The organism is Actinoallomurus liliacearum, assembly GCF_039542035.1.
Classification (GTDB): domain Bacteria; phylum Actinomycetota; class Actinomycetes; order Streptosporangiales; family Streptosporangiaceae; genus Actinoallomurus; species Actinoallomurus liliacearum.
Genome location: NZ_BAABHJ010000008.1, coordinates 365381 through 383777, shown reverse-complemented (window position 1 = coordinate 383777; position 18397 = coordinate 365381). Strand labels below are relative to the sequence as shown.

Sequence of the window (18397 nt, the reverse complement as noted above, 5' to 3'; positions counted from 1 at the left end):
GCCCGGAGAGGACGACCCGCATGTCCCAGCGTTTCGCAGCAAAGGTCGCGCTGATCACCGGCGCGGCCTCCGGCATCGGCCGCGCCACCACACTCCGCCTGGTGGGGGAGGGCGCCACGGTGTTCGCCGTCGACCTCGACGCCGAGCGGCTGAAGGAGACCGCGTCGCTCGCGGACGGGACGGTCACCACTCGCACGGCCGACGTCTCCGACCCCGCGACCTGCGCGGCGGTGGTCCAAGAGTGCGTCGACGCGTACTCCCGGATCGACGTGCTCGGCAACATCGCGGGCGTCGCCCGGTCCGACCACTTCACCGAGCTGACCGTCGAGCAGTACCGCCGGCTGATGGGCGTCAACGTGGACGCGTGCTTCTTCCTCAGCCAGGCCGCGATGCCGTACCTGCTGGAGACCGGCGGGAACATCATCAACATCGCGTCGAGCGCGGGGCTGGTGGGACAGGCGTACACGGTGGCGTACTGCGCTTCGAAGGGCGCGGTGATCCAGATGACCAGGGCGCTGGCGATGGAGTACGTCAAGCGGGGCATCCGCGTGAACGCCATCGCCCCAGGTGTGATCGACACACCGCTCATCCAGAAGTGGGAGTTCCCCGCGGACGTCGAGGTCGACCTGCTGATGCGGTACGCCCCCCTCCGCAACGCGGGTGAGGCGGAGGACGTCGCCTCCCTGTTCGCCTACGTCGCTTCGGACGAAGGGCGCTCGATCCACGGCGCGGTGCTCAGCGTCGACAACGGCATGGCCGCCGGCTGACCGACGCGGCGAAGCGAACGACCCGGTGACTCACCGAGTCACCGGGTCGTCTTCGAACTCTTGCTTACAGCGCGGGCTTGCCCTCGCTGTAGACCCACGCCTTGAACAGCTTGTCCAGGTTCTTGTGGGTGAAGTGCTCGGTGAAGGAGATGAACTGCGCCGTCGTGGCGTTGCCGTAGCGGTGCTCGGCCGGCCACGCCTTGATCAGCTGGAAGAACACCTTGTCACCGACGGCCTTGCGGATCTGGTGGATCGTCATCGCGGCCCGCGTGTAGGTGAGGTCGTCGAAGATGTGATCACGGCCCGGGTCGGCGACCTTGCCGGTCCAGTCGGTGTCCGCGGAGTTGTACGCCTGGTCGAAGTACTGCTGCGCCGTCTGACCGCCGTGCTGCTCGCTGTAGAGCCACTCGGAGTAGGTCGCGAAGCCCTCGTTCAGCCAGATGTGCTTCCACTGCGCCGGGGTCACGGCGTCGCCGAACCACTGGTGGCCCAGCTCGTGGGCGAGCAGGTCCGCGCTCGGGAGCGCGCCGGCCGACCGGCGCGCGTACACGGGACGGCCCTGCGTCTCCAGGGAGTAGCCGACGTTCGGGGCCAGCACGTTGATGCCGCCGACGGAGCCGAACGGGTAGCGGCCGTACAGCTTCTGCTCCCACTCGATGACGTCGGAGGTCGCCCGGTTGAAGTCGTCCGAGGCCGTGGCCGACTTCACCGAGGTCGGGTCGACGGCGGTGATGTTGCGCAGACCGCTCGGCGTACGGGTGTCCTTGACGTCGAAGTGGCCGATCGCCACCATGACGAGCTCGCTCGCGGTCGGCTGCCGGTCCGCCCAGCGGTACGTCGTGGTCGACCCGTGCGTGTGCGTACCGGTCGGCTCGCCGTTGGCCAGCGCCTGCAGGCCCTTCGGCACCGTGATGGTGAAGTCGTACGTCGCCTTGTCGTCGGTGCTGTCGTTGACCGGGTACCAGGTCGCGGAGCCGAACGGCTGGGAGAGCGCCACCGCGCCGTCGTGCGTCTGGATCCAGCCGGAGATGCCGAGCGCCTTGTCGTCGATCATTTGCGGGACGCCGGAGTAGGCGACGTCCACCGTGAACGACCGTCCCTTGTGCAGGCCGTGCGGAGGCGTGATCACCAGCTCCTGCGCGCCCGTGCGCTCGAACTTCGCCGGCTGCCCGTCGACCTTGAGCTTGCTGATCTTCAGCGGGCCGAGGAAGTCCAGGTCGAACCGGGAGAGGTTCTGCGTCGCGGTCGCGGAGATCGTGGCCTGCGCGTCGATCGCCTTGGTGCCGGCGTCGTACGAGAGCGACAGGCTGTAGTGCCGGGCGTCGTAGCCGCCGTTGCCCATGTCGGGGAAGTACGGGTCACCGGCGCCGGGCGCGCCGGGGGTGAACCCGGTCTTGGCCTGTGCGGCGGAAAGGGGGGTGAGCAGGCCGGCCGCCGCCACGATGGCGGCGATCGACAGAGCTCGTGGGGTAAGCCTTGCCATGCACCTCTCCAGTTGTCCTTGATGGCGCGACGCCTCAGGTGTCACGCGGGACACAGCATGCTCTCTGTCCTCGCCGATCACAAGGTTCCACTCGTGCTCACCACGAGGTCGGGCGCGTCTTTCCGTACAGCCACACCTGGAAGAATCTGCCGAGATCCTTGCCGGAGACCTTTTCAGCGAGCGCGATGAACTGCGGGGTCGTGGCGTTCCCGTGACGGTGCTCGCTCGTCCACGCCCGCAGGATCGCGAAGAACTTCGCGTCCCCCACCTTCTGCCGCAGCGCGTGCAGGGTCATGCCGCCGCGCTCGTACACCGCGCGGCCGAACAACTGCGACCGGCCCGGCGCGGCCGTGGGCACCGACCACAGGTCCGGGCTGTCGACCTGGCGGTACCGCTGGTCGAACTGCGTCTGCACGGACGGGCCGGTGCCGGTCCGCTCACCCCACAGCCACTCGGCGTACGTCGCGAAGCCCTCGTTGAGCCAGATGTCGCTCCAGCGAGTGATCGTCACACTGTCGCCGAACCACTGGTGCGCCAGTTCGTGCGCGACCGTGGTCGGGTCGGCGCCCATCGTCGGGTTGTACTCCGGCTTGGTCTGCGTCTCGAGCGCGAACCCGACCCGGAGGTCGTCGATGACGCCGCCGGTCGACGCGAACGGGTACGGCCCGAACAGCTTCGACCACGCGTCCACGACCTGTGCGGTCGTGGTGTACAGCTTGTCCGCCGTCGTGGTCGTGACGGCCGGGTCGACCGCCGCGTACACCGGGACACCGCCGGGCGTACGGCCGGTGCGGACCTTGAACCGCCCGACGTCCACCATCGCCAGGTAGGTCGCCATCGGGGCGTCCTCGCGCCAGGTGTAGGTCGTCGAGTTCCCGCTGGTGGCGGCCTTGGTCTGGATCCCGTTGGCGATCGCGGTGAGGCCGCGCGGCACGGTGAGCCGGAAGTCGAAGCTGGCCTTGTCCGCCGGGTGGTCGTTCGAGGGGAACCAGGTGTGCGCCCCGCTCGGCTCGTCGCCGGTGAAGACCCCGTCCGAGGTGCTGATCCAGCCGTACCGGCCCAGCGCCGGGTCGTCGACCTGCCCCGGGTTCCCGGAGTAGCGGATCCGGACGGCGAACCGCCCGCCCCGGGCGATCGGCGTGGCCGGGGTGACGGCGAGTTCGCTGCCGGTGCGGGAGTAGGAGGCGGTCCGGCCGTCGACCGTGACCTCGGACACGGTCAGCCCGGTGAGGTCCAGGTCGAAGCGGCTCAGCGGGCTGGTCGCGACCGCGGTGACGGTCGCGGTGCCGGCCAGTTCGGGCGTCCCCTTGGGCGTGATCCGCAGGTCCAGGGCATAGTGCTGGACGTCGTAGCCGCCGTTGCCGTCACCGGGGACGTAGGAGTCCCCGACGCTCGTGGCCCCGACGGCCGGCGGCGCCGAGGCCGCCGCCGACGACCGGGCGGAGCCGCCGTGCGGCGAGCAGGCGGTGAGCGCGCCGACCAGCAGCGCGCTCACGGTGATCCGGGAAGAGGGAAGACTCACCGCCCCAGCCTCGCCGCAAAACGCCGATAAAGCGAACTCGCCGTTTTGCCCGATCCGGCCGGTGAAACGGCGGAACCGGACCGGTCGCCGCGCCTTCGCAAAGAAGACTTTGCCCGCCCCTTGCCGGGAATCTCCCCCTTCTCCGGAGATCGCCGACTAAAGATTCCCGCGCCGTTCCTGCTCTCGCTCGATCGCCTCGAAAAGGGCCTTGAAGTTGCCCTTGCCGAAGCCGAGCGAGCCGTGCCGTTCGATCAGCTCGAAGAAGACGGTGGGCCGGTCCTGTACGGGCTTGGTGAAGATCTGCAGTAGGTAACCGTCCTCGTCGCGGTCCACCAGGATCCGCCGTTTCTGCAGCTCCTCGATCGGCGCCCGGACGTCACCGATGCGCTCCCGCAGCTCAGGGTCCTCGTAGTAGGAGTCCGGCGTGTCCAGGAACTCCACGCCCGCCGCGCGCATCGCGTCCACGGTGCGCAGGATGTCGTTGGTGGCCAGGGCGATGTGCTGCATGCCCGCGCCGCCGTAGAACTCCAGGTACTCATCGATCTGGGACTTCTTCTTGGCGATCGCCGGCTCGTTGAGCGGGAACTTCACCTTTCTGCCGCCGTCGGCCACGACCTTCGACATCAGCGCCGAGTACTCGGTGGCGATGTCGTCGCCGACGAACTCCTTCATGTTGGTGAAGCCCATGACACGCTGGTAGAACTCCACCCACTCGTCCATCCTGCCGAGCTCGACATTGCCGACGCAGTGGTCGATCGCCTGGAAGTACCTCTTGGCGGGCGGCGCCACGATGGGGTCGGCGGCGACGTATCCCGGCAGGTACGGGCCGGAGTAGTCCGTCCGCTCCACCAGCGAGTGCCGGGTCTCGCCGTAGGCGGCGATGGCCGCGACCACGACCTTGCCGTGCTCGTCCTCCAGGACGTGCGGGGCCTCGACGCTCGTCGCTCCCTGGGCGATCGCGTGCCGGTACGCCGCCTCCGCGTCCGGCACCTCGATGGCCAGGTCGATCGCGCCGTCCCCGTGCTCGGCGACGTGCCGGCCGAGGTCGGTGCCGGCGCGGACGGCGCCCTTCAGCACGAACCGCGCGCCACCGGACTCCAGCACGTACGCGGCCTCGTCCCGGCTCCCGGTCTCCGGCCCCTTGTACGCGACGCAGCGCATCCCGAACGCGGACGAGTAATAGTGCGCAGCCTGGCGGGCGTTGCCCACGGCGAAGACGACGGCGTCCATGCCCTTGACGGGGAACGGGTCCTCCCGGCGCGGGCGCGACGCGAGTTCCTGCCGCTCGGTTACCTCAGTCATGGCTACTCCCTGCACTGCGGTGGGCGAGGTTCCTCCACAATGTCGATCGCCAGGTACAGAGTGCGCAAGGCCGGACAGATTCACTGCGCACCTTGTACAGTGCACTCGGCAGACGATTGGGAGATCTGTACACCCTGCCCAGGGAATCGGTGAGGCGAGATGATCGATGACCTCGACGCCCGGTTGATCGGGCTGCTGACCGCCGAGCCGCGCATCGGCGTTCTGGAGTGCTCACGCCGGCTGGGTGTGGCGCGCGGCACCGTGCAGGCGAGGCTGGACCGGCTGCAGGAGCGCGGGGTCATCCGCGGGTTCGGACCGGATGTCGACCCGGCCGCGCTGGGCTACCAGGTGACCGCGTTCGTCACCTTGGAGATCCGGCAGGTGGGCGGGCATGATCCCGTCGCCGCGCGGCTGGCGGCCATCCCCGAGGTCATCGAGGTGCACACGATCACCGGTGGCGGCGACATGCTGTGCCGCATCGTCGGGCGGGGCAACCAGGATCTCCAGCGCGTCATCGACCTGATCGTCGACGTGGAGGGCGTCCAGCGGACCTCCACCGTCATCGCGCTGGCCACGCCGGTGCCGCAGCGGACGCTGCCGCTAGTACGGGCCGCGACGCGGCCGTGACCGCACGCGTCATCGCCCGTACGCCGCCGGCGTACGGGCGATGACGCGCGTCAGGTCCGATCGTCTCGACGTTGCGGGATCGATCCGGGATTTCGGCCGATGTCACCGGGGGTGCGACCGGCCGTCGGGAGAACGGGGGCCTCAGCCGCCGACGTACGGCGTGGCGTCGAGGATCTCGACCTCCATGCTCCGGCCGTTCGGCAGGTTGTACTTGGCCTTCTCGCCGACCTTCTTGCCGTTGATCGCGGCACCGAGCGGGGACTTGGGGGAGTAGACGTCGATCGGGGCGCCGCTCTCCTCCCGGGAGGCCAGCAGGAACGTGACCTCCTCGTCGTCACCGACGAACTGCACGGTCACGGTCATTCCGGGGCCCACCACGCCTTCGGTACGCGGTGCCTCACCCACGCGGGCGTTCTGCAGGATCTGCTGAAGCTGGAGGACACGGCCCTCCTGCTTGCCCTGCTCCTCCTTGGCCGCGTGGTATCCACCGTTCTCCCGCAGGTCCCCTTCCTCGCGGGCGGCCTCGATCTTCTGCGCGATCGCGATCCGGCCCTCACCCGTGAGGTAGTCCAGCTCTGCCTTGAGCCGGTCGTACGCCTCCTGGGTCAGCCAGGTGACGTTCTCATCGCGGGTCTCGGTCACGGGTACTCCTCATCCACAGGATGTGCGGCCGTTGAACTCTCTAGGCTACCGGCACTTGAACGTGAAGTAGCCGAGCGTCGAGAGCTTTATGCCGTTATGACGTTCATGTTTGTTCCCCAGTGGGGAGCCCTTTTTAACCTACGCGGCAGTCGTTGACGGTCACCGATGTGGCCCGTGATGAAGTCGGCAGCTCCTGGTGCCTCTCCACACTGCCGGTACCGGGCGGAACGGTCACCTCGGCCCGGCCGAGCTCGGAGTGGTCGGTGGCGTACGCGACCAGGGCGCAGCGCACGTCATCGCCCTTCGGCTTGCTGATCTGGTAGTGCACTCGCACCGAGTGATCCGCCAGCTGGAAGGAGATGACCTCCGGGGTGATCCCCGGCCTGCCCTCCGAGAAGCCCACGATGATCGCCCAGCCCACGGCGCAGACCGCCACCAGGAGGCCGATGACCGCGTAGGCCACCTTGTTGCCCTTGCGGGCGGCATCGGGGGCGCCCGTGCCGGCGATGTCGGGGTCGCCCGTGCGGGCGGTGTCGGGCGTGCTCATCGGCGTCGCGGCGTGGCCGCCTCGGGGGTCGCGCCGAGGTCGAACACCGCATCCCTCCCTCGAAATGTCGGTGGGGCTCGTTACCGTGGCCCCGCCCGGGAATCTTCGTGCGGGGGGCCGGTGTTCTCCGGAAGAATCCACCTGGCGGGAGCGGCCTTGATGACCGGGGCCACCCGCGCGACGACTACGACCTTACGCTGACGGGGAGCCTACGTTGTCCGAGAGATCGACCGGTACGGAGCCGTTGCGCCTGATGGCCGTCCACGCTCACCCGGACGACGAGTCCAGTAAGGGCGCCGCCACGATGGCGCGCTACGCCGCCGAGGGCGTCGAGGTCCTGGTCGTCACCTGCACCGGCGGCGAGCGCGGGGACATCCTCAACCCCGCGATGGAGAAGCCGGAGATCAAGGCCAACCTCGCGGCGGTGCGCATGGAGGAGATGGCCAAGGCCCGGGAGATCCTGGGCGTGGAGCAGCAATGGCTGGGCTTCGTCGACTCGGGCCTGCCCGAGGGCGACCCGCTGCCGCCGCTGCCGGAGGGTTGCTTCGCCCTGCAGCCGATCGAGGTCGCGAGCGAGCCGCTGGTCCGGGCGGTCCGGGAGTTCCGGCCGCACGTGATCCTGACGTACGACGACAACGGCGGCTATCCCCACCCCGACCACATCATGTGTCACAAGGTGTCGGTGGAGGCGTTCAACGCGGCGGGCGACCCCGACCGGTACCCCGGCACCGGCGAGCCGTGGCAGCCGCTCAAGCTCTACTACCACCTGACCTTCCACCAGGAGCGGTTCCAGGCGGAGCACACGGCGATGATCAAGGCGGGGCTCGAGTCGCCCTACGCCGAGATGCTCCAGCGCTGGGAGGACCGCCCGCTCCAGTGGGAGATCACCACCCGCGTGCCGTGCGCCGACTACTTCGAGGTCCGTGACCAGGCGCTCCTCGCGCACGCCACGCAGATCGACCCGAACGGGCCGTTCTTCGCCTGCCCGACGGAGATCAAGCGCGAGGCATGGCCGACCGAGGACTACCATTTGGCGCGTTCCCTGGTCGACACGGAGCTGCCGGAGGACGACCTGTTCGCCGGCGTCCGGGAGAAGGTGTGCCTGTCATGATGTATCTCGCGGTCAACGAAGACCAGGTCACCCCTGGGGTGGTGGCCTTCTTCATCGTCGCCGCGCTGGGCGTGACGCTCTTCTTCCTGATCCGTTCGATGAACCGGCACATCCGGAGGATCGAGGCGCCCAGCGAGGACGAGCTGCGGCAGGCCGACTGGGAGCGCCGGCAGAAGAAGAGCGTCACGTCCGACGCGGACGAGCGCAAGGCCTGACACCTCCTGCAGGACCTCCCGTCCGGAGAACCGGCCCTCGGCGTGACGAGGGCCGGTGTATCGCGCCAGGCAGGTGTGCCGCGCCTGGCCGCTGCGTCGGGTGAGGTCGCGGCGTCCGGCCAGGCCGGGGTGTCGGGTCCGGCCAGGGCGTCCGTCGCTTCAGGCCGAGGCGGGCACCCGTTGGACCGGGGATCGGCCCCGGAGCCGGTCGGCCGCGCCGGCCAGCCCGGCTCCAACGACGATCACGGCCAGTCCGGCGACCGCGTCGGCGATGTAGTGGTTGGCGGTCCCGATGACGACCGCGAAGATGAAGACCGGATAGGCCACGGCCAGGATCCGCAGCAGGCGGCGGGTGGTGTTGCGCGCGACCTGCCAGCCGCACCAGGCCGCCCAGCCCACATGCAGGGACGGCATCGCCGCGAACTCGTTGGTCAGACCGCCCAGCCCCTTGGGCGCGCTGGCGTCCCCGGACCACCAGCCCCATTCGTGGTACTTCGCGAGCGTGTCGACGAAGCCCGGCAGCATCCGCGGCGGGGCCGTCGGGAACAACGAGAAGCCCACCAGCCCGAGCAGGGTGGCGGCGACCAGCGTCGTACGGGCCCGCGCGTACTGCCAGGGGCGCCGCTTCCACAGCCACACCAGCACGACCGGCGTGACCACGTAGTGCAGGGTCGCGTAGGCGTACGACATCGCGACCCCGAGGACCGGCAGGCCGGAGACGGCGTGGTTGACGGCCCGCTCGTGGGCGAGGTGCAGCGCCCGCTCCAGGCCGAGCACGTGATGCGCGTCGGCGAACGCCTGCCCGTGGCCCGCCGCCACCAGCATCCGCACGCCGTCGTACATCAGGTACACGGCGAAGAGCAGCAGTACCTCGCCCCACCATCGGTTGCGGGGGCGTGTCGAAATCGTGGGAAGTGCCGGGGGCGGTGCCGTGTACGCCCGGGGAACTTTGGTCACCAACGCGGGACCCCCTCCGCCGTCGTGCCTCTGTCCGAGGTCTGTCCGTACCCTCCTGCACCGGTGTTATGTGTAACGTACATCTACCTGGTTCATTCCCGACGCCCAGGGCCTCCGGTGCGTCTCCCGAGCGGGCTCTCAGGACGCGTTCAGGTAGTACTCAACTCAGCAGGTCACTATGGAGGGGTGACTGAAGCGCGACTTCTCGTGGTCGAAGACGAGCCCAACATCCTCGAACTGCTGTCCGGCAGCCTGCGCTACGCGGGATTCGAGGTGGCGACGGCGACCGGCGGCACCGAGGCCGTCCAGGTCGCGCTGCAGCGTCGACCCGACCTGATCGTGCTGGACGTCATGCTGCCCGACATGGACGGCTTCGACGTCATCCGCCGGCTGCGCGGCGGCGGGGCCCACATCCCGGTGCTGTTCCTCACCGCACGGGACGCCACGCAGGACAAGATCCGCGGGCTGACGCTCGGCGGGGACGACTACGTCACCAAGCCGTTCAGCCTCGAGGAGGTCATCGCCCGCATCCGCGCCGTGCTGCGCCGCGCCCAGGGCGGCCCCGCCGAGCCACCGCCGCGCCTCAGCTTCGCCGACCTCGAACTGGACGAGGAGAGCCACGAGGTCTGGCGGTCGGGCAAGCCGATCCAGTTGTCGCCGACCGAGTTCAAGCTGCTGCGCTACTTCATGACCAACGCCAACCGCGTGCTGTCCAAGGCGCAGATCCTCGACCACGTCTGGGACTACGACTTCCGCGGTGACACCGGCATCGTCGAGTCCTACGTCTCGGTGTTGCGCCGCAAGCTCGACAAGCTCGGCCCCCGCCTGATCCACACGCTGCGCGGGGTCGGTTACGTGCTGCGCCTGCCTCCGGAGCGCTGATGGCCGCCTGGGCGCGGCGCCTGTCCGCCCGGACTCCGTTGCGGATCAAGCTCATCGCCGCGGTCGTCACACTCGTGATCCTGGCCCTCATGGTGGTCGGCGTCGCGAGCGTCTCGGTGATGCGCAACTACCTGCTGGGCCGCACCGACCTGCAACTGCAGGACCTGCTCCACCGGAGCGAACGCTCCCTGGCCCAGCCGGGCAAGCCGCTGCCCGGGCAGGGCGGCGGGTCCATCGTCCAGATCCGCGACGCCGACGGCAAGGTGGCCAAGAGCACGTCCGTGTCGCCCTGGGGGATCGTCCAGCCGAATCCCGCGGTCCCGGAGGACACGGCCTGGCTCGACGAGCACACCGACAAGCCGTTCACCGTCGGCGCGGAGTCCGGGGACACCCGTTGGCGGGTGCGCGTCGAGCCGGCCGGGACCGGTTACATCGTCGTGGCCATCGACATGACCGAGGCCGGGCGCACGGTGCGCAGGTTCGTGGGCGTGGAGCTGGTCGTCGGCAGCGTCGTCATCGTCCTCATCGCCGGGCTCGGCATCGCGATCGTGCGCGCCAGCCTCCGCTCCCTCGAGGACATCGAGCACACGGCGGCCGCCATCGCGACCGGCGACCTGTCGCGCCGGGTCCCCGACGCCGATCCGCGGACGGAGGTCGGCCGTCTGGGCGACGCGCTCAACGGCATGCTCGCCCAGATCGAGACGGCCTTCCACGCGCAGGCGCGGTCGGAGGCGACCGCGCGCGAGTCCGAGGAGCGCATGCGCCGCTTCGTCGCCGACGCCAGCCACGAACTGCGCACGCCGCTGAGCGTGATCCGGGGGTTCGCGGAGTACTACCGGCAGCGCGACGACGTCGACCGCGCGGAGCTGGACCGGCTCATCGTCCGGGTCGAGGACGAGGCGGTCCGGATGGGCGCGCTCGTGGACGACCTGCTGCTCCTGGCCCGGCTCGACCAGCAGCGTCCCCTCGCCATGCGCCCCGTCGACCTGCTCGCCCTGGCCGCCGAGGCCGTGCACGACGCCCGCGTCCTCGACGGCGAGCGGAACATCACCCTGTCCGTACGCAGCGGCTCGGCGTTCATCGTGACCGGGGACGAACTGCGGCTGCGGCAGGTCATCCGCAATCTGCTGACCAACGCGCTGCAGCACACCCCGGCCGGTACGCCGGTCGAGGTGACGGTGCACTCCGGGCGGCTGGGCGACTCGCCGGCGGCCGTGCTGGAGGTCGCCGACCAGGGTCCGGGCATGCCACGGGAGCAGGCGGAGCGGGTGTTCGAGCGGTTCTACCGGGCCGACCCCGCCCGCAGCCGCGGCGGCACCGGCCTCGGCCTGGCGATCGTCGCCGGCCTCGTGCACGCGCACGCCGGCACGGTCGAGGTCGAGACGGCACCGGGCGACGGCGCCACCTTCCTCATCACCCTCCCGCTCGACCCGGACGCGGTCGAGGCGGACCCGGCCGAGACGGTCTCCGCCTAGACCCGGGCGGCGCGTCCGGTCTTCGGCTTTTACCAGGGCCTTATTGCGCCAATTCTCAGGTTGGGCTCAGCGTTGTTCAAGACGCGGTGGACATCCTCGAAGTGTCAGACAAAGTACCGACTTTGGGGGACGAAGCCATGGAAACCCACGACCGGCCCGCGGACGAGCGTCCCGAGGAGTCGCAGCCCGGGACGACCCCGTCCGTGGAGTCACAGACGGGTTCCTCGTCCACATCCGAAGCGCAGCCCGCCGACGTGCGCTCCTGGCCGCCGTCCGAGCCGCAGCCGGCAGAGGAGCGGACCGAACCGCAGAACCCGGTGCCGTCGGCGGCCGCCGAGACACCGGCCGAGCCGCCGGCGCCCGGCCCACAGGGGCCGCAGGGCGGCCAGGACGAGCACCCGTACGGCGCGCGGCCGGAGGCGGCGGCCTACGGAGTGCACGCCGAGCAGCCGCACGGCGCGGGCGCCGCGGCGTACGGCGCGCAGGCCGAGCACGCAGCGGCGTACGGCGCGCCCGGCCAGCAGCCTCCGCAGGGGCCCGGAGCGTACGGATCGCCGTACGGCGCGCAGCCGGGCCCGTACGCGTACCCCGCCCAGCCACAGCAGCACCCCGCCGGCCGGCTGACGGCGCGGCGCAAGGTGGCCGCCAGCGGCATCGCCCTGGCCCTGGTCCTCGCCGGGGGACTCGCCGGAGGCGCCGTCGCGGCGCTGGTCGACCACGGCCGGACCGTGTACGCCAGCCCGACCGCCGTGCAGGGGGCGTCCAACAAGAGCGTCACCGGCATCGCGGCCATCGCCCAGGCGGTGCAGCCGAGCGTCGTGTCGATCACGGTGACCACCCAGACCGCCGAGGGCGAGGGCTCCGGCATCATCCTGCGCTCCGACGGCGTCATCCTGACCAACAACCACGTCGTGTCCGACGCCACCCAGGGTGGCCAGATCACGGTGAACTTCAGCGACGGGAAGAAGGCCTCGGCCACCGTGCTCGGCACCGACCCGGCCACGGACCTGGCCGTGATCAAGGCATCGGGGGTCTCCGGGCTCAAGCCCGCGACGCTCGGCAGCAGCGACCGGCTCCAGGTCGGCGACCCGGTCGTGGCCATCGGCAGCCCGCTCGGCCTGGAGGGATCGGTGACCTCCGGCATCGTCAGCGCGCTGCACCGCACCCTGAATGAGGGCGGCGACCAGCAGCAACAGCAGCCCGGCTTCCCCGGCTGGGGCCAGCAGGGCCAACAGCAGCAGCAGAGCAGCTCGGGAGCGACGATCGGCGACGCGATCCAGACCGACGCGGCGATCAACCCGGGCAACTCCGGTGGTCCGCTGGTGAACGCCTCCGGCCAGGTCATCGGCATCAACACCGCGATCGCCACGTCCGGCGGCAGCAACGGCAACATCGGCGTCGGGTTCGCGATCCCGATCGACACCGCGAAGCAGGTCGCCGACCAGCTCATCAAGTCCGGCAAGGCCACACACGCCTACCTCGGCGTCTCGCTGTCCGACGCGGCCGGCGACCAGCAGGGCGCGCTCGTCGCCGGCGTGCAGAAGGGCACCCCGGCGGCCGCGGCCGGACTGCAGGAGGGCGACGTCGTCACCCAGGTCGACGGCAAGACCATCGCGGACTCCCAGACCCTGTCCGCGGCGATCCGCGGCCACCAGCCCGGCGACAAGATCTCGCTGACCTACCTGCGGGGCGGCAGCAAGCACACGGTGAGCGTGACGCTCGCTTCCAACTCGGGCAGCTGACCCGAGCGACGAGGGCCCGGCGGGGGAACCAGCCAGGCGGCCCGGCGGAGCGGTCCCGAACGAGGGACCGTCTCGGCCGGGCCGTTTGCGTCCTGGCACCGCCCGACCGCCGAGAGCCGCCAGATGAGGCGCCCGTGTGCCGTCGCCCGTCGGGCAGGCGATGTCCGGTGGCGTGAGGCGCCGGGGAGGGCTCCGACAGGTCGTCGGGCCGTTGCGCGTCGGGGCGGGCGGTGTCAGGCCGACGGGCGTCAGGCGCCGGGGAAGGTTCCGTCCGGGAAGCCGTCCGGGCCGTTGCCCGTCGGCAGCACGACCTTGTCGCCGGAGGACAGGCCGCCGGTGATCGCCACGTAACGGTCGCTCCGGACCCCGAGGTTCACCGTCCGCGTGACGCCCCGTCCGTCGTGTCGTACGAGCACGGTGGCCCTGCCGTCGGGCGCGGTCCGCACCGCGTTGGCGGGGACGTACAGCACGCTCTGGGCCTGTGCGGTCACGACGTCGGCGGTCGCGCTCATGCCGACGAGCACGCCGTCCGGCGGGTCGTCCAGGGAGATGTTCACGCCCACCCGCGCCAGGTTGCCGCTGGTGGTGGCCGCCGGGTCGATGCACGTCACCTTCCCGGTGTACTGCCCGTTCGGCGACATCCCCAGTCCGATCGTCGCCTGCTGGCCGACCTTGAGCCGATCCACGTCACCGAGTGAGAACAGGGCCCGTACCTGCAGGTCGTCCAGGTCGCCCAGCGTGAGGAAGCCGCTCTTCCCCGAGCCGGTCTGGTCGCCGACCGCTCCCGCGATCGAGAGCACGGTGCCCGCCATCGGCGCCTCGAGGGTGGTGTCGGACAGCGTGCGTTCGGCCTGCCGTACGTTGACCTCCGCCTGGGTGACCTTCGCGGCGGCCTGTTCGGCGGCGTTCGGCTGGCAGCCGCCGCCACCGCCCGCGCCGGAACGACCGCCGGCCGCACCGGGACGGCCACCGCCCGCGCCGGTCCTGCCGCCGGTCTTCGGGCGGCCGCTCGGCTTCGGGTGCCCGGTCGGCTTGGGACGTCCGGTCGGCTTCGGGCGGCCGGTCGGTGTCGGGTGCCCGGTGGGCGTGGGGTGGCCGGTCGGCCGCGAGTGGGTGGGCGACGGCGTCGGCGTCGGCCGCGTCGGGGTCGGCGTGGGCGTCGGGGTGGGCGTGGGCGTCGGGGTGGGCGACGTGCTGGTGGGCGTCGGGGTCGGCTTCCGCGGCGGCCGAGGACGCCGGAAGCCGGCCGTCCGCACCGTCGTTCCGGACGCGCTCCCGGTGCCTCCGCTCGCGGCGTTCCCGCCCGCCGACCCGTTCGACGCGCCGCCGCCCGTGCCGCCGGAGCCCGCGCCGCCACCGGTGCAGACGCCCTGCAGCGCGTCGGCGTAGGTCTGCTGAGCCGCCGTGAGCACGGCCTTCGCGACGGAGACCTGTTCCCGGGCCGCCGTGTCGTCGAGCCGGGCGAGGACCTGGCCCGCGCGCACCCGGGTGCCCGGCGTGACCTCGATCTCCTGCACCGTTCCGGAGGTCCCGAAGACGAGTTCGCGGGTATCGGCGCTCCGTACGGTGCCGGCGGCGCCGGCGGTGGCCGTCACGGTCCCGCGCCGCACCACGGCGTACGCCGTGCCGGCGGCGGTGGAGTCACCGAAGGCCACCACCCCGGTCGTGAGCATGAGCACCGCACCGGCGGTGAGCCACGGTGGCCTTCGGAGATCGCGTATGGTCGGGCGGTTCACGCGCGGAATCCTGCCGGATGAAGGTCACAGGCACCCGAGCCCATCCTCAAAGTTCCCTGAAGACGGCCTCTCCGATCGCGGTCGGCCACTGGTCGTGGCCTCGGAGCCCGTGCCGCGGCCACATGAGCTCACAGAAACCTCTCAGGATCGGATCAGGTTCGCCCAAGCAGTCTCCGGGACGCTGTGGCGGTGAAATCCCTCCTCCGACGTCGTGGCGTGCTCATCAACGGCGCTCTGGCCGTTCTGCTCGTGGGCGGTGCCGGGGTCGCGTACTTCTCGCTGAGCGATGACGCGGGCGCGTCGTCCCCGGGCCGGACCGTCCAGGTGAGCCGTGGCACGGTGGTCGCCTCGGTGTCGGCCTCCGGCGCGGTGGCCAGCGCCCGCTCCCAAGACCTCTCCTTCGCGACCAGCGGTACGGTCGACAAGATCAACGTTCAGGTGGGCGACAAGGTCAAGAAGGGCCAGGTGCTCGCCACCGTCGACGACGCGAACGCCCGGGACTCCCTCGAGGCCGCGCGGGCCGCCCTGAACGCCGCCGAGGCCGGCGACACGACGACCGCCTCGGGCTACTCCTCCTACGTGCAGGCGAAGGCCTCCTACAACAGCGCCCAGCGCGCCCTCGACGGCACCGAGCTCGTCGCGCCCTTCAGCGGCACCATCGTCGCGGTCAACGGCACCGTCGGCGGGTCATCCAGCGGTTCGAGCAGCTCTTCGAGCAGTTCCTCCGGGTCGTCGGGCTCCAGCGGATCCGGTGGTTCCGGCGCCGGTGGAGCGGCCGGCGGCTCGTCGGGTTCGGCCGGTTCGGGCGGCTCGTCGAGCGGTTCCGGCGGCGGGTTCATGACCATCGCCGAGACCTCCAAGCTGGTGGTCACCGGCGACTTCACCGAGGCCGACGTCGCCAAGCTCAAGAAGGGCCAGAGCGCGACCGTGACCTTCGACGCGGTCCAGAGCGCCCAGGCGTCCGGCAAGGTCACCGCCATCGACCAGACCGCGACCACCTCGAACAACGTCGTGCAGTACGGCGTCACCGTCTCGCTCACCGACCCGCCCGCCGGCCTCCGCATCGGGGCGACCGCCACGGTGCGGGTGACGACGGCGCGGGCGGAGAACGTGCTGTACGTCCCGACCGCCGCCGTCCGGACCGCGGGCGGCCGCAGCACGGTGACCGTGCTGCAGGGCGGCAAGCAGGTCGTCCAGGTCGTGCAGGCCGGCGTCCAGGGCGACCAGGGCACCGAGATCACGTCGGGTCTCAAGGAGGGCGACCAGGTCCTGATCGCGCTGAGCTCCACGGCGGGCAGCGGCGGATTCCCCTCGGGTCGCTTCCCCGGCACCGGCGGCGGCTTCGGCGGCACCCGCGGCGGAGGCCGGGGGTGACCGTCCTCGACGTCCAGGACGTCACCAAGGTGTACGGGGCCGGCGACACGGCGGTGCACGCGCTGCGCGGTGTCCGCCTCGCCGTCGACGAGGGCGACTACGTGGCGATCATGGGCGCGTCCGGCTCGGGCAAGTCGACGCTGATGAACATCCTGGGCTGTCTCGACATCCCCACGGGCGGCCGGTACCTCCTCGACGGCATGGACGTCGGCGCGCTCGACGACCGGCGGCTGGCGATCCTGCGCAACCGGCGCATCGGGTTCGTGTTCCAGTCGTTCAACCTGATCCCGCGGATGAGCGCCCTGGCCAACGTCGAGCTGCCACTGGCGTACGGCGGCGTCAAGGCCGCGGAACGGAGGCTGCGGGCGTTGGCCGCGCTGGAGCAGGTCGGCCTCGCCGACCGCGTCGGACACGAGCCGAACGAGCTGTCCGGCGGTCAGCAGCAGCGCGTCGCCGTCGCCCGCGCGCTGGTGACCTCGCCGGCGCTCCTGCTGGCCGACGAGCCCACCGGCAACCTCGACACCCGCTCCACGGACGACGTGCTGGGCGTGCTCGACCGGCTCAGCACCGACGGCCGCACCATCGTGCTGATCACCCATGAGGACGACGTCGCGGCGCGCGCCAAGCGGGTGATCCGGCTGGTCGACGGCCGCATCGTCGAGGACCGGCGCGCGGCGCCCGTGGCCGGCCCGCCGCCCGGACCGATGGGGACGGGGGTGTGGCACCGATGACACTGGAAGTCCTCAGGTTCGCCCTGCGCGGGCTGGCCGCGAACAAGCTGCGCAGCGGCCTCACGACCCTCGGCATCCTCATCGGCGTCGGCGCCGTGATCATGCTGGTGGCGGTCGGGAACGGCTCGTCCCAGCAGGTGCAGAAGAACATCGAACGCCTCGGCACCAACACCCTGACCGTCATGCCGTCCACGTCGGGCGGCCGTGGAGGCGGTGGCGGGGGCGGCGGGTTCGCCCGGCTGCTCCGCGGGGCCGGCGGCGCGGCGCAGCAGACCGGGCCCCGCGCGCAGGCCAAGAGCCTGACCGTCGAGGACGCCCGCGCACTGGCCGACACGACCGACGCCCCCTCGGTGAAGAGCGTCTCGCCCGTGGTCACCGCGTCGTCCGCCAACGCGACGTACGAGGGGACCGCCCACGCGATCCAGCAGTTCGTCGGCACGTACCCGGCGTACTTCGAGGCGTCGAACGACCCGGTGGCCCAGGGCACGTACTTCACCGACGACGACGTGCGATCAGGCCGCAAGGTCGTGGTCATCGGGAACACGGTCGCGCAGGACCTGTTCGGCACGGTCGACCCGCTGGGCAAACAGATCACCGTCAGCGGGGTGAACTTCACCGTCGTCGGCGTGCTGAAGACCAAGGGCTCGTCCGGATTCCAGGACGCCGACGACGTCGCGATCGCACCCCTGCCCGCCGTGCAGCAGAGCCTGACCGGCTACGGGGCGCTGAACCAGATCGTCGTGCAGGCCAAGTCGCCGAAGACGGTGGACGCCGCGCAGTCCGAGGTGACCGACATCCTGAACCAGCGGCATGACATCTCCGGGTCCAACACCGCCGACTTCCAGATCATGAACCAGGCGAGCCTGCAGTCGGCGATCAGCAGCAGCAGCCGGACGTTCACCGTGCTGCTCGGCGCGGTGGCGGCCATCAGCCTGCTGGTCGGCGGCATCGGGATCACCAACATCATGCTCGTCACCGTCACCGAACGGACCCGGGAGATCGGCATCCGCAAGGCCATCGGGGCGCCGAGGGGCGCGATCCTCGGCCAGTTCCTCGTCGAGGCCACCGTCCTCAGCCTCCTCGGCGGGTTGCTCGGGGTCGCCGCGGGTGTGATCGGCAGTCAGTTCAAGGTGCTGGGAGTGCAGCCGGTGATCGTGCCGAGCTCGATCGCGCTGGCGCTGGGCGTGTCCGTCGCGATCGGGCTGTTCTTCGGCAGCTACCCGGCCAACCGCGCGGCCAAGCTCCGGCCGATCGAAGCACTCCGCCACGAATAACACGCATAGG

At 70.9% G+C, this 18397-nt stretch carries 17 protein-coding genes; 10 read left to right on the top strand and 7 right to left on the bottom strand.

The window, feature by feature from the left end; genetic code table 11:
* Nucleotides 1-20: 20 nt before the first annotated feature.
* The gene (locus ABD978_RS16520; protein ID WP_345354475.1) at nucleotides 21-767 is read left to right on the top strand and encodes an SDR family NAD(P)-dependent oxidoreductase; all 747 of its coding nucleotides are present in this window, start codon (nucleotides 21-23) and stop codon (nucleotides 765-767) included.
* A gap of 64 nt (nucleotides 768-831) precedes the next feature.
* On the opposite strand, the gene ABD978_RS16515 is transcribed toward ABD978_RS16520, so the two are convergent.
* From ABD978_RS16515 to hppD, 3 genes are all read right to left on the bottom strand, one after another.
* On the bottom strand, nucleotides 832-2250 hold the full coding sequence (locus tag ABD978_RS16515) for a M1 family metallopeptidase (RefSeq protein ID WP_345354473.1): 1419 nt from the start codon (nucleotides 2248-2250) through the stop codon (nucleotides 832-834).
* 97 nt (nucleotides 2251-2347) lie between these two features.
* Nucleotides 2348-3772 (bottom strand): M1 family metallopeptidase, encoded by a 1425-nt coding sequence (locus tag ABD978_RS16510; protein WP_345354471.1) that lies wholly within the window; start codon nucleotides 3770-3772, stop codon nucleotides 2348-2350.
* 156 nt (nucleotides 3773-3928) lie between these two features.
* Nucleotides 3929-5074: a 4-hydroxyphenylpyruvate dioxygenase gene (hppD, locus tag ABD978_RS16505; protein ID WP_345354469.1), complete on the bottom strand. Its 1146-nt coding sequence runs from the start codon at nucleotides 5072-5074 to the stop codon at nucleotides 3929-3931.
* Between the two features lie 159 nt (nucleotides 5075-5233).
* On the opposite strand from hppD, the gene ABD978_RS16500 reads away from it, so the two are divergent.
* Nucleotides 5234-5701 carry an Lrp/AsnC family transcriptional regulator gene (locus ABD978_RS16500; RefSeq protein WP_345354467.1) on the top strand — a complete coding sequence of 156 codons (468 nt, stop codon included), beginning with the start codon at nucleotides 5234-5236 and terminating at the stop codon, nucleotides 5699-5701.
* A gap of 141 nt (nucleotides 5702-5842) precedes the next feature.
* Here the strand turns inward: ABD978_RS16500 and greA are convergent, their stop codons facing one another.
* Both greA and ABD978_RS16490 read right to left on the bottom strand, forming a co-directional pair.
* Nucleotides 5843-6343: a transcription elongation factor GreA gene (gene greA, locus ABD978_RS16495; RefSeq protein WP_345354465.1), complete on the bottom strand. Its 501-nt coding sequence runs from the start codon at nucleotides 6341-6343 to the stop codon at nucleotides 5843-5845.
* 133 nt (nucleotides 6344-6476) lie between these two features.
* Complete coding sequence (locus ABD978_RS16490) at nucleotides 6477-6890, bottom strand: DUF4307 domain-containing protein (protein WP_345354463.1); 414 nt, start codon at nucleotides 6888-6890, stop codon at nucleotides 6477-6479.
* A 253-nt stretch (nucleotides 6891-7143) separates the two neighbouring features.
* Between ABD978_RS16490 and mca the strand changes: the two genes are divergently transcribed.
* Both mca and ABD978_RS16480 read left to right on the top strand, forming a co-directional pair.
* Nucleotides 7144-8001 carry a mycothiol conjugate amidase Mca gene (mca, locus tag ABD978_RS16485; RefSeq protein ID WP_345355923.1) on the top strand — a complete coding sequence of 286 codons (858 nt, stop codon included), beginning with the start codon at nucleotides 7144-7146 and terminating at the stop codon, nucleotides 7999-8001.
* Entirely contained in the window at nucleotides 7998-8216 is a 219-nt protein-coding gene (locus tag ABD978_RS16480; RefSeq protein ID WP_345354460.1) for a hypothetical protein, read from the top strand. The genes mca and ABD978_RS16480 overlap by 4 nt, the downstream gene beginning before the upstream one ends.
* A gap of 159 nt (nucleotides 8217-8375) precedes the next feature.
* Here the strand turns inward: ABD978_RS16480 and ABD978_RS16475 are convergent, their stop codons facing one another.
* Nucleotides 8376-9173, bottom strand: coding sequence for a phosphatase PAP2 family protein (locus ABD978_RS16475; protein WP_345354459.1), 798 nt, complete (start codon nucleotides 9171-9173; stop codon nucleotides 8376-8378).
* A gap of 186 nt (nucleotides 9174-9359) precedes the next feature.
* Here ABD978_RS16475 and ABD978_RS16470 point away from each other — a divergent pair, with 186 nt between their 5' ends.
* The 3 genes from ABD978_RS16470 (at nucleotide 9360) to ABD978_RS16460 (ending at nucleotide 13272) form a co-directional block, all read left to right on the top strand.
* Nucleotides 9360-10055: a response regulator transcription factor gene (locus tag ABD978_RS16470; protein WP_345354458.1), complete on the top strand. Its 696-nt coding sequence runs from the start codon at nucleotides 9360-9362 to the stop codon at nucleotides 10053-10055.
* Complete coding sequence (locus tag ABD978_RS16465; protein ID WP_345354456.1) at nucleotides 10055-11530, top strand: sensor histidine kinase; 1476 nt, start codon at nucleotides 10055-10057, stop codon at nucleotides 11528-11530. Before ABD978_RS16470 ends, ABD978_RS16465 begins: the two co-directional genes overlap by 1 nt.
* 137 nt (nucleotides 11531-11667) lie before the next feature.
* Nucleotides 11668-13272, top strand: coding sequence for a S1C family serine protease (locus ABD978_RS16460; protein WP_345354454.1), 1605 nt, complete (start codon nucleotides 11668-11670; stop codon nucleotides 13270-13272).
* A 248-nt stretch (nucleotides 13273-13520) separates the two neighbouring features.
* On the opposite strand, the gene ABD978_RS16455 is transcribed toward ABD978_RS16460, so the two are convergent.
* Nucleotides 13521-15008, bottom strand: coding sequence for an efflux RND transporter periplasmic adaptor subunit (locus ABD978_RS16455; RefSeq protein WP_345354452.1), 1488 nt, complete (start codon nucleotides 15006-15008; stop codon nucleotides 13521-13523).
* Between the two features lie 189 nt (nucleotides 15009-15197).
* Here ABD978_RS16455 and ABD978_RS16450 point away from each other — a divergent pair, with 189 nt between their 5' ends.
* The 3 genes from ABD978_RS16450 to ABD978_RS16440 are packed head-to-tail and all read left to right on the top strand — an operon-like array spanning nucleotide 15198 to nucleotide 18387.
* Nucleotides 15198-16382: an efflux RND transporter periplasmic adaptor subunit gene (locus ABD978_RS16450; protein ID WP_345354450.1), complete on the top strand. Its 1185-nt coding sequence runs from the start codon at nucleotides 15198-15200 to the stop codon at nucleotides 16380-16382.
* Complete coding sequence (locus ABD978_RS16445) at nucleotides 16379-17113, top strand: ABC transporter ATP-binding protein (protein WP_345354448.1); 735 nt, start codon at nucleotides 16379-16381, stop codon at nucleotides 17111-17113. The genes ABD978_RS16450 and ABD978_RS16445 overlap by 4 nt, the downstream gene beginning before the upstream one ends.
* A complete protein-coding gene (locus ABD978_RS16440) occupies nucleotides 17110-18387 on the top strand; it encodes an ABC transporter permease (RefSeq protein WP_345354447.1) in 1278 nt (425 codons plus the stop codon). Before ABD978_RS16445 ends, ABD978_RS16440 begins: the two co-directional genes overlap by 4 nt.
* Nucleotides 18388-18397: the final 10 nt, after the last annotated feature.

What these genes read in the sequence shown, in the direction of transcription:
- ABD978_RS16520 (WP_345354475.1), top strand. Translation starts at nt 21, where the DNA reads ATGTCCCAGCGTTTCGCAGCAAAGGTCGCGCTGATCACCGGCGCGGCC.
- ABD978_RS16515 (WP_345354473.1), bottom strand. Translation starts at nt 2,250, where the DNA reads ATGGCAAGGCTTACCCCACGAGCTCTGTCGATCGCCGCCATCGTGGCG.
- hppD (WP_345354469.1), bottom strand. Translation starts at nt 5,074, where the DNA reads ATGACTGAGGTAACCGAGCGGCAGGAACTCGCGTCGCGCCCGCGCCGG.
- ABD978_RS16500 (WP_345354467.1), top strand. Translation starts at nt 5,234, where the DNA reads ATGATCGATGACCTCGACGCCCGGTTGATCGGGCTGCTGACCGCCGAG.
- ABD978_RS16490 (WP_345354463.1), bottom strand. Translation starts at nt 6,890, where the DNA reads ATGAGCACGCCCGACACCGCCCGCACGGGCGACCCCGACATCGCCGGC.
- mca (WP_345355923.1), top strand. Translation starts at nt 7,144, where the DNA reads ATGGCCGTCCACGCTCACCCGGACGACGAGTCCAGTAAGGGCGCCGCC.
- ABD978_RS16480 (WP_345354460.1), top strand. Translation starts at nt 7,998, where the DNA reads ATGATGTATCTCGCGGTCAACGAAGACCAGGTCACCCCTGGGGTGGTG.
- ABD978_RS16465 (WP_345354456.1), top strand. Translation starts at nt 10,055, where the DNA reads ATGGCCGCCTGGGCGCGGCGCCTGTCCGCCCGGACTCCGTTGCGGATC.
- ABD978_RS16460 (WP_345354454.1), top strand. Translation starts at nt 11,668, where the DNA reads ATGGAAACCCACGACCGGCCCGCGGACGAGCGTCCCGAGGAGTCGCAG.
- ABD978_RS16440 (WP_345354447.1), top strand. Translation starts at nt 17,110, where the DNA reads ATGACACTGGAAGTCCTCAGGTTCGCCCTGCGCGGGCTGGCCGCGAAC.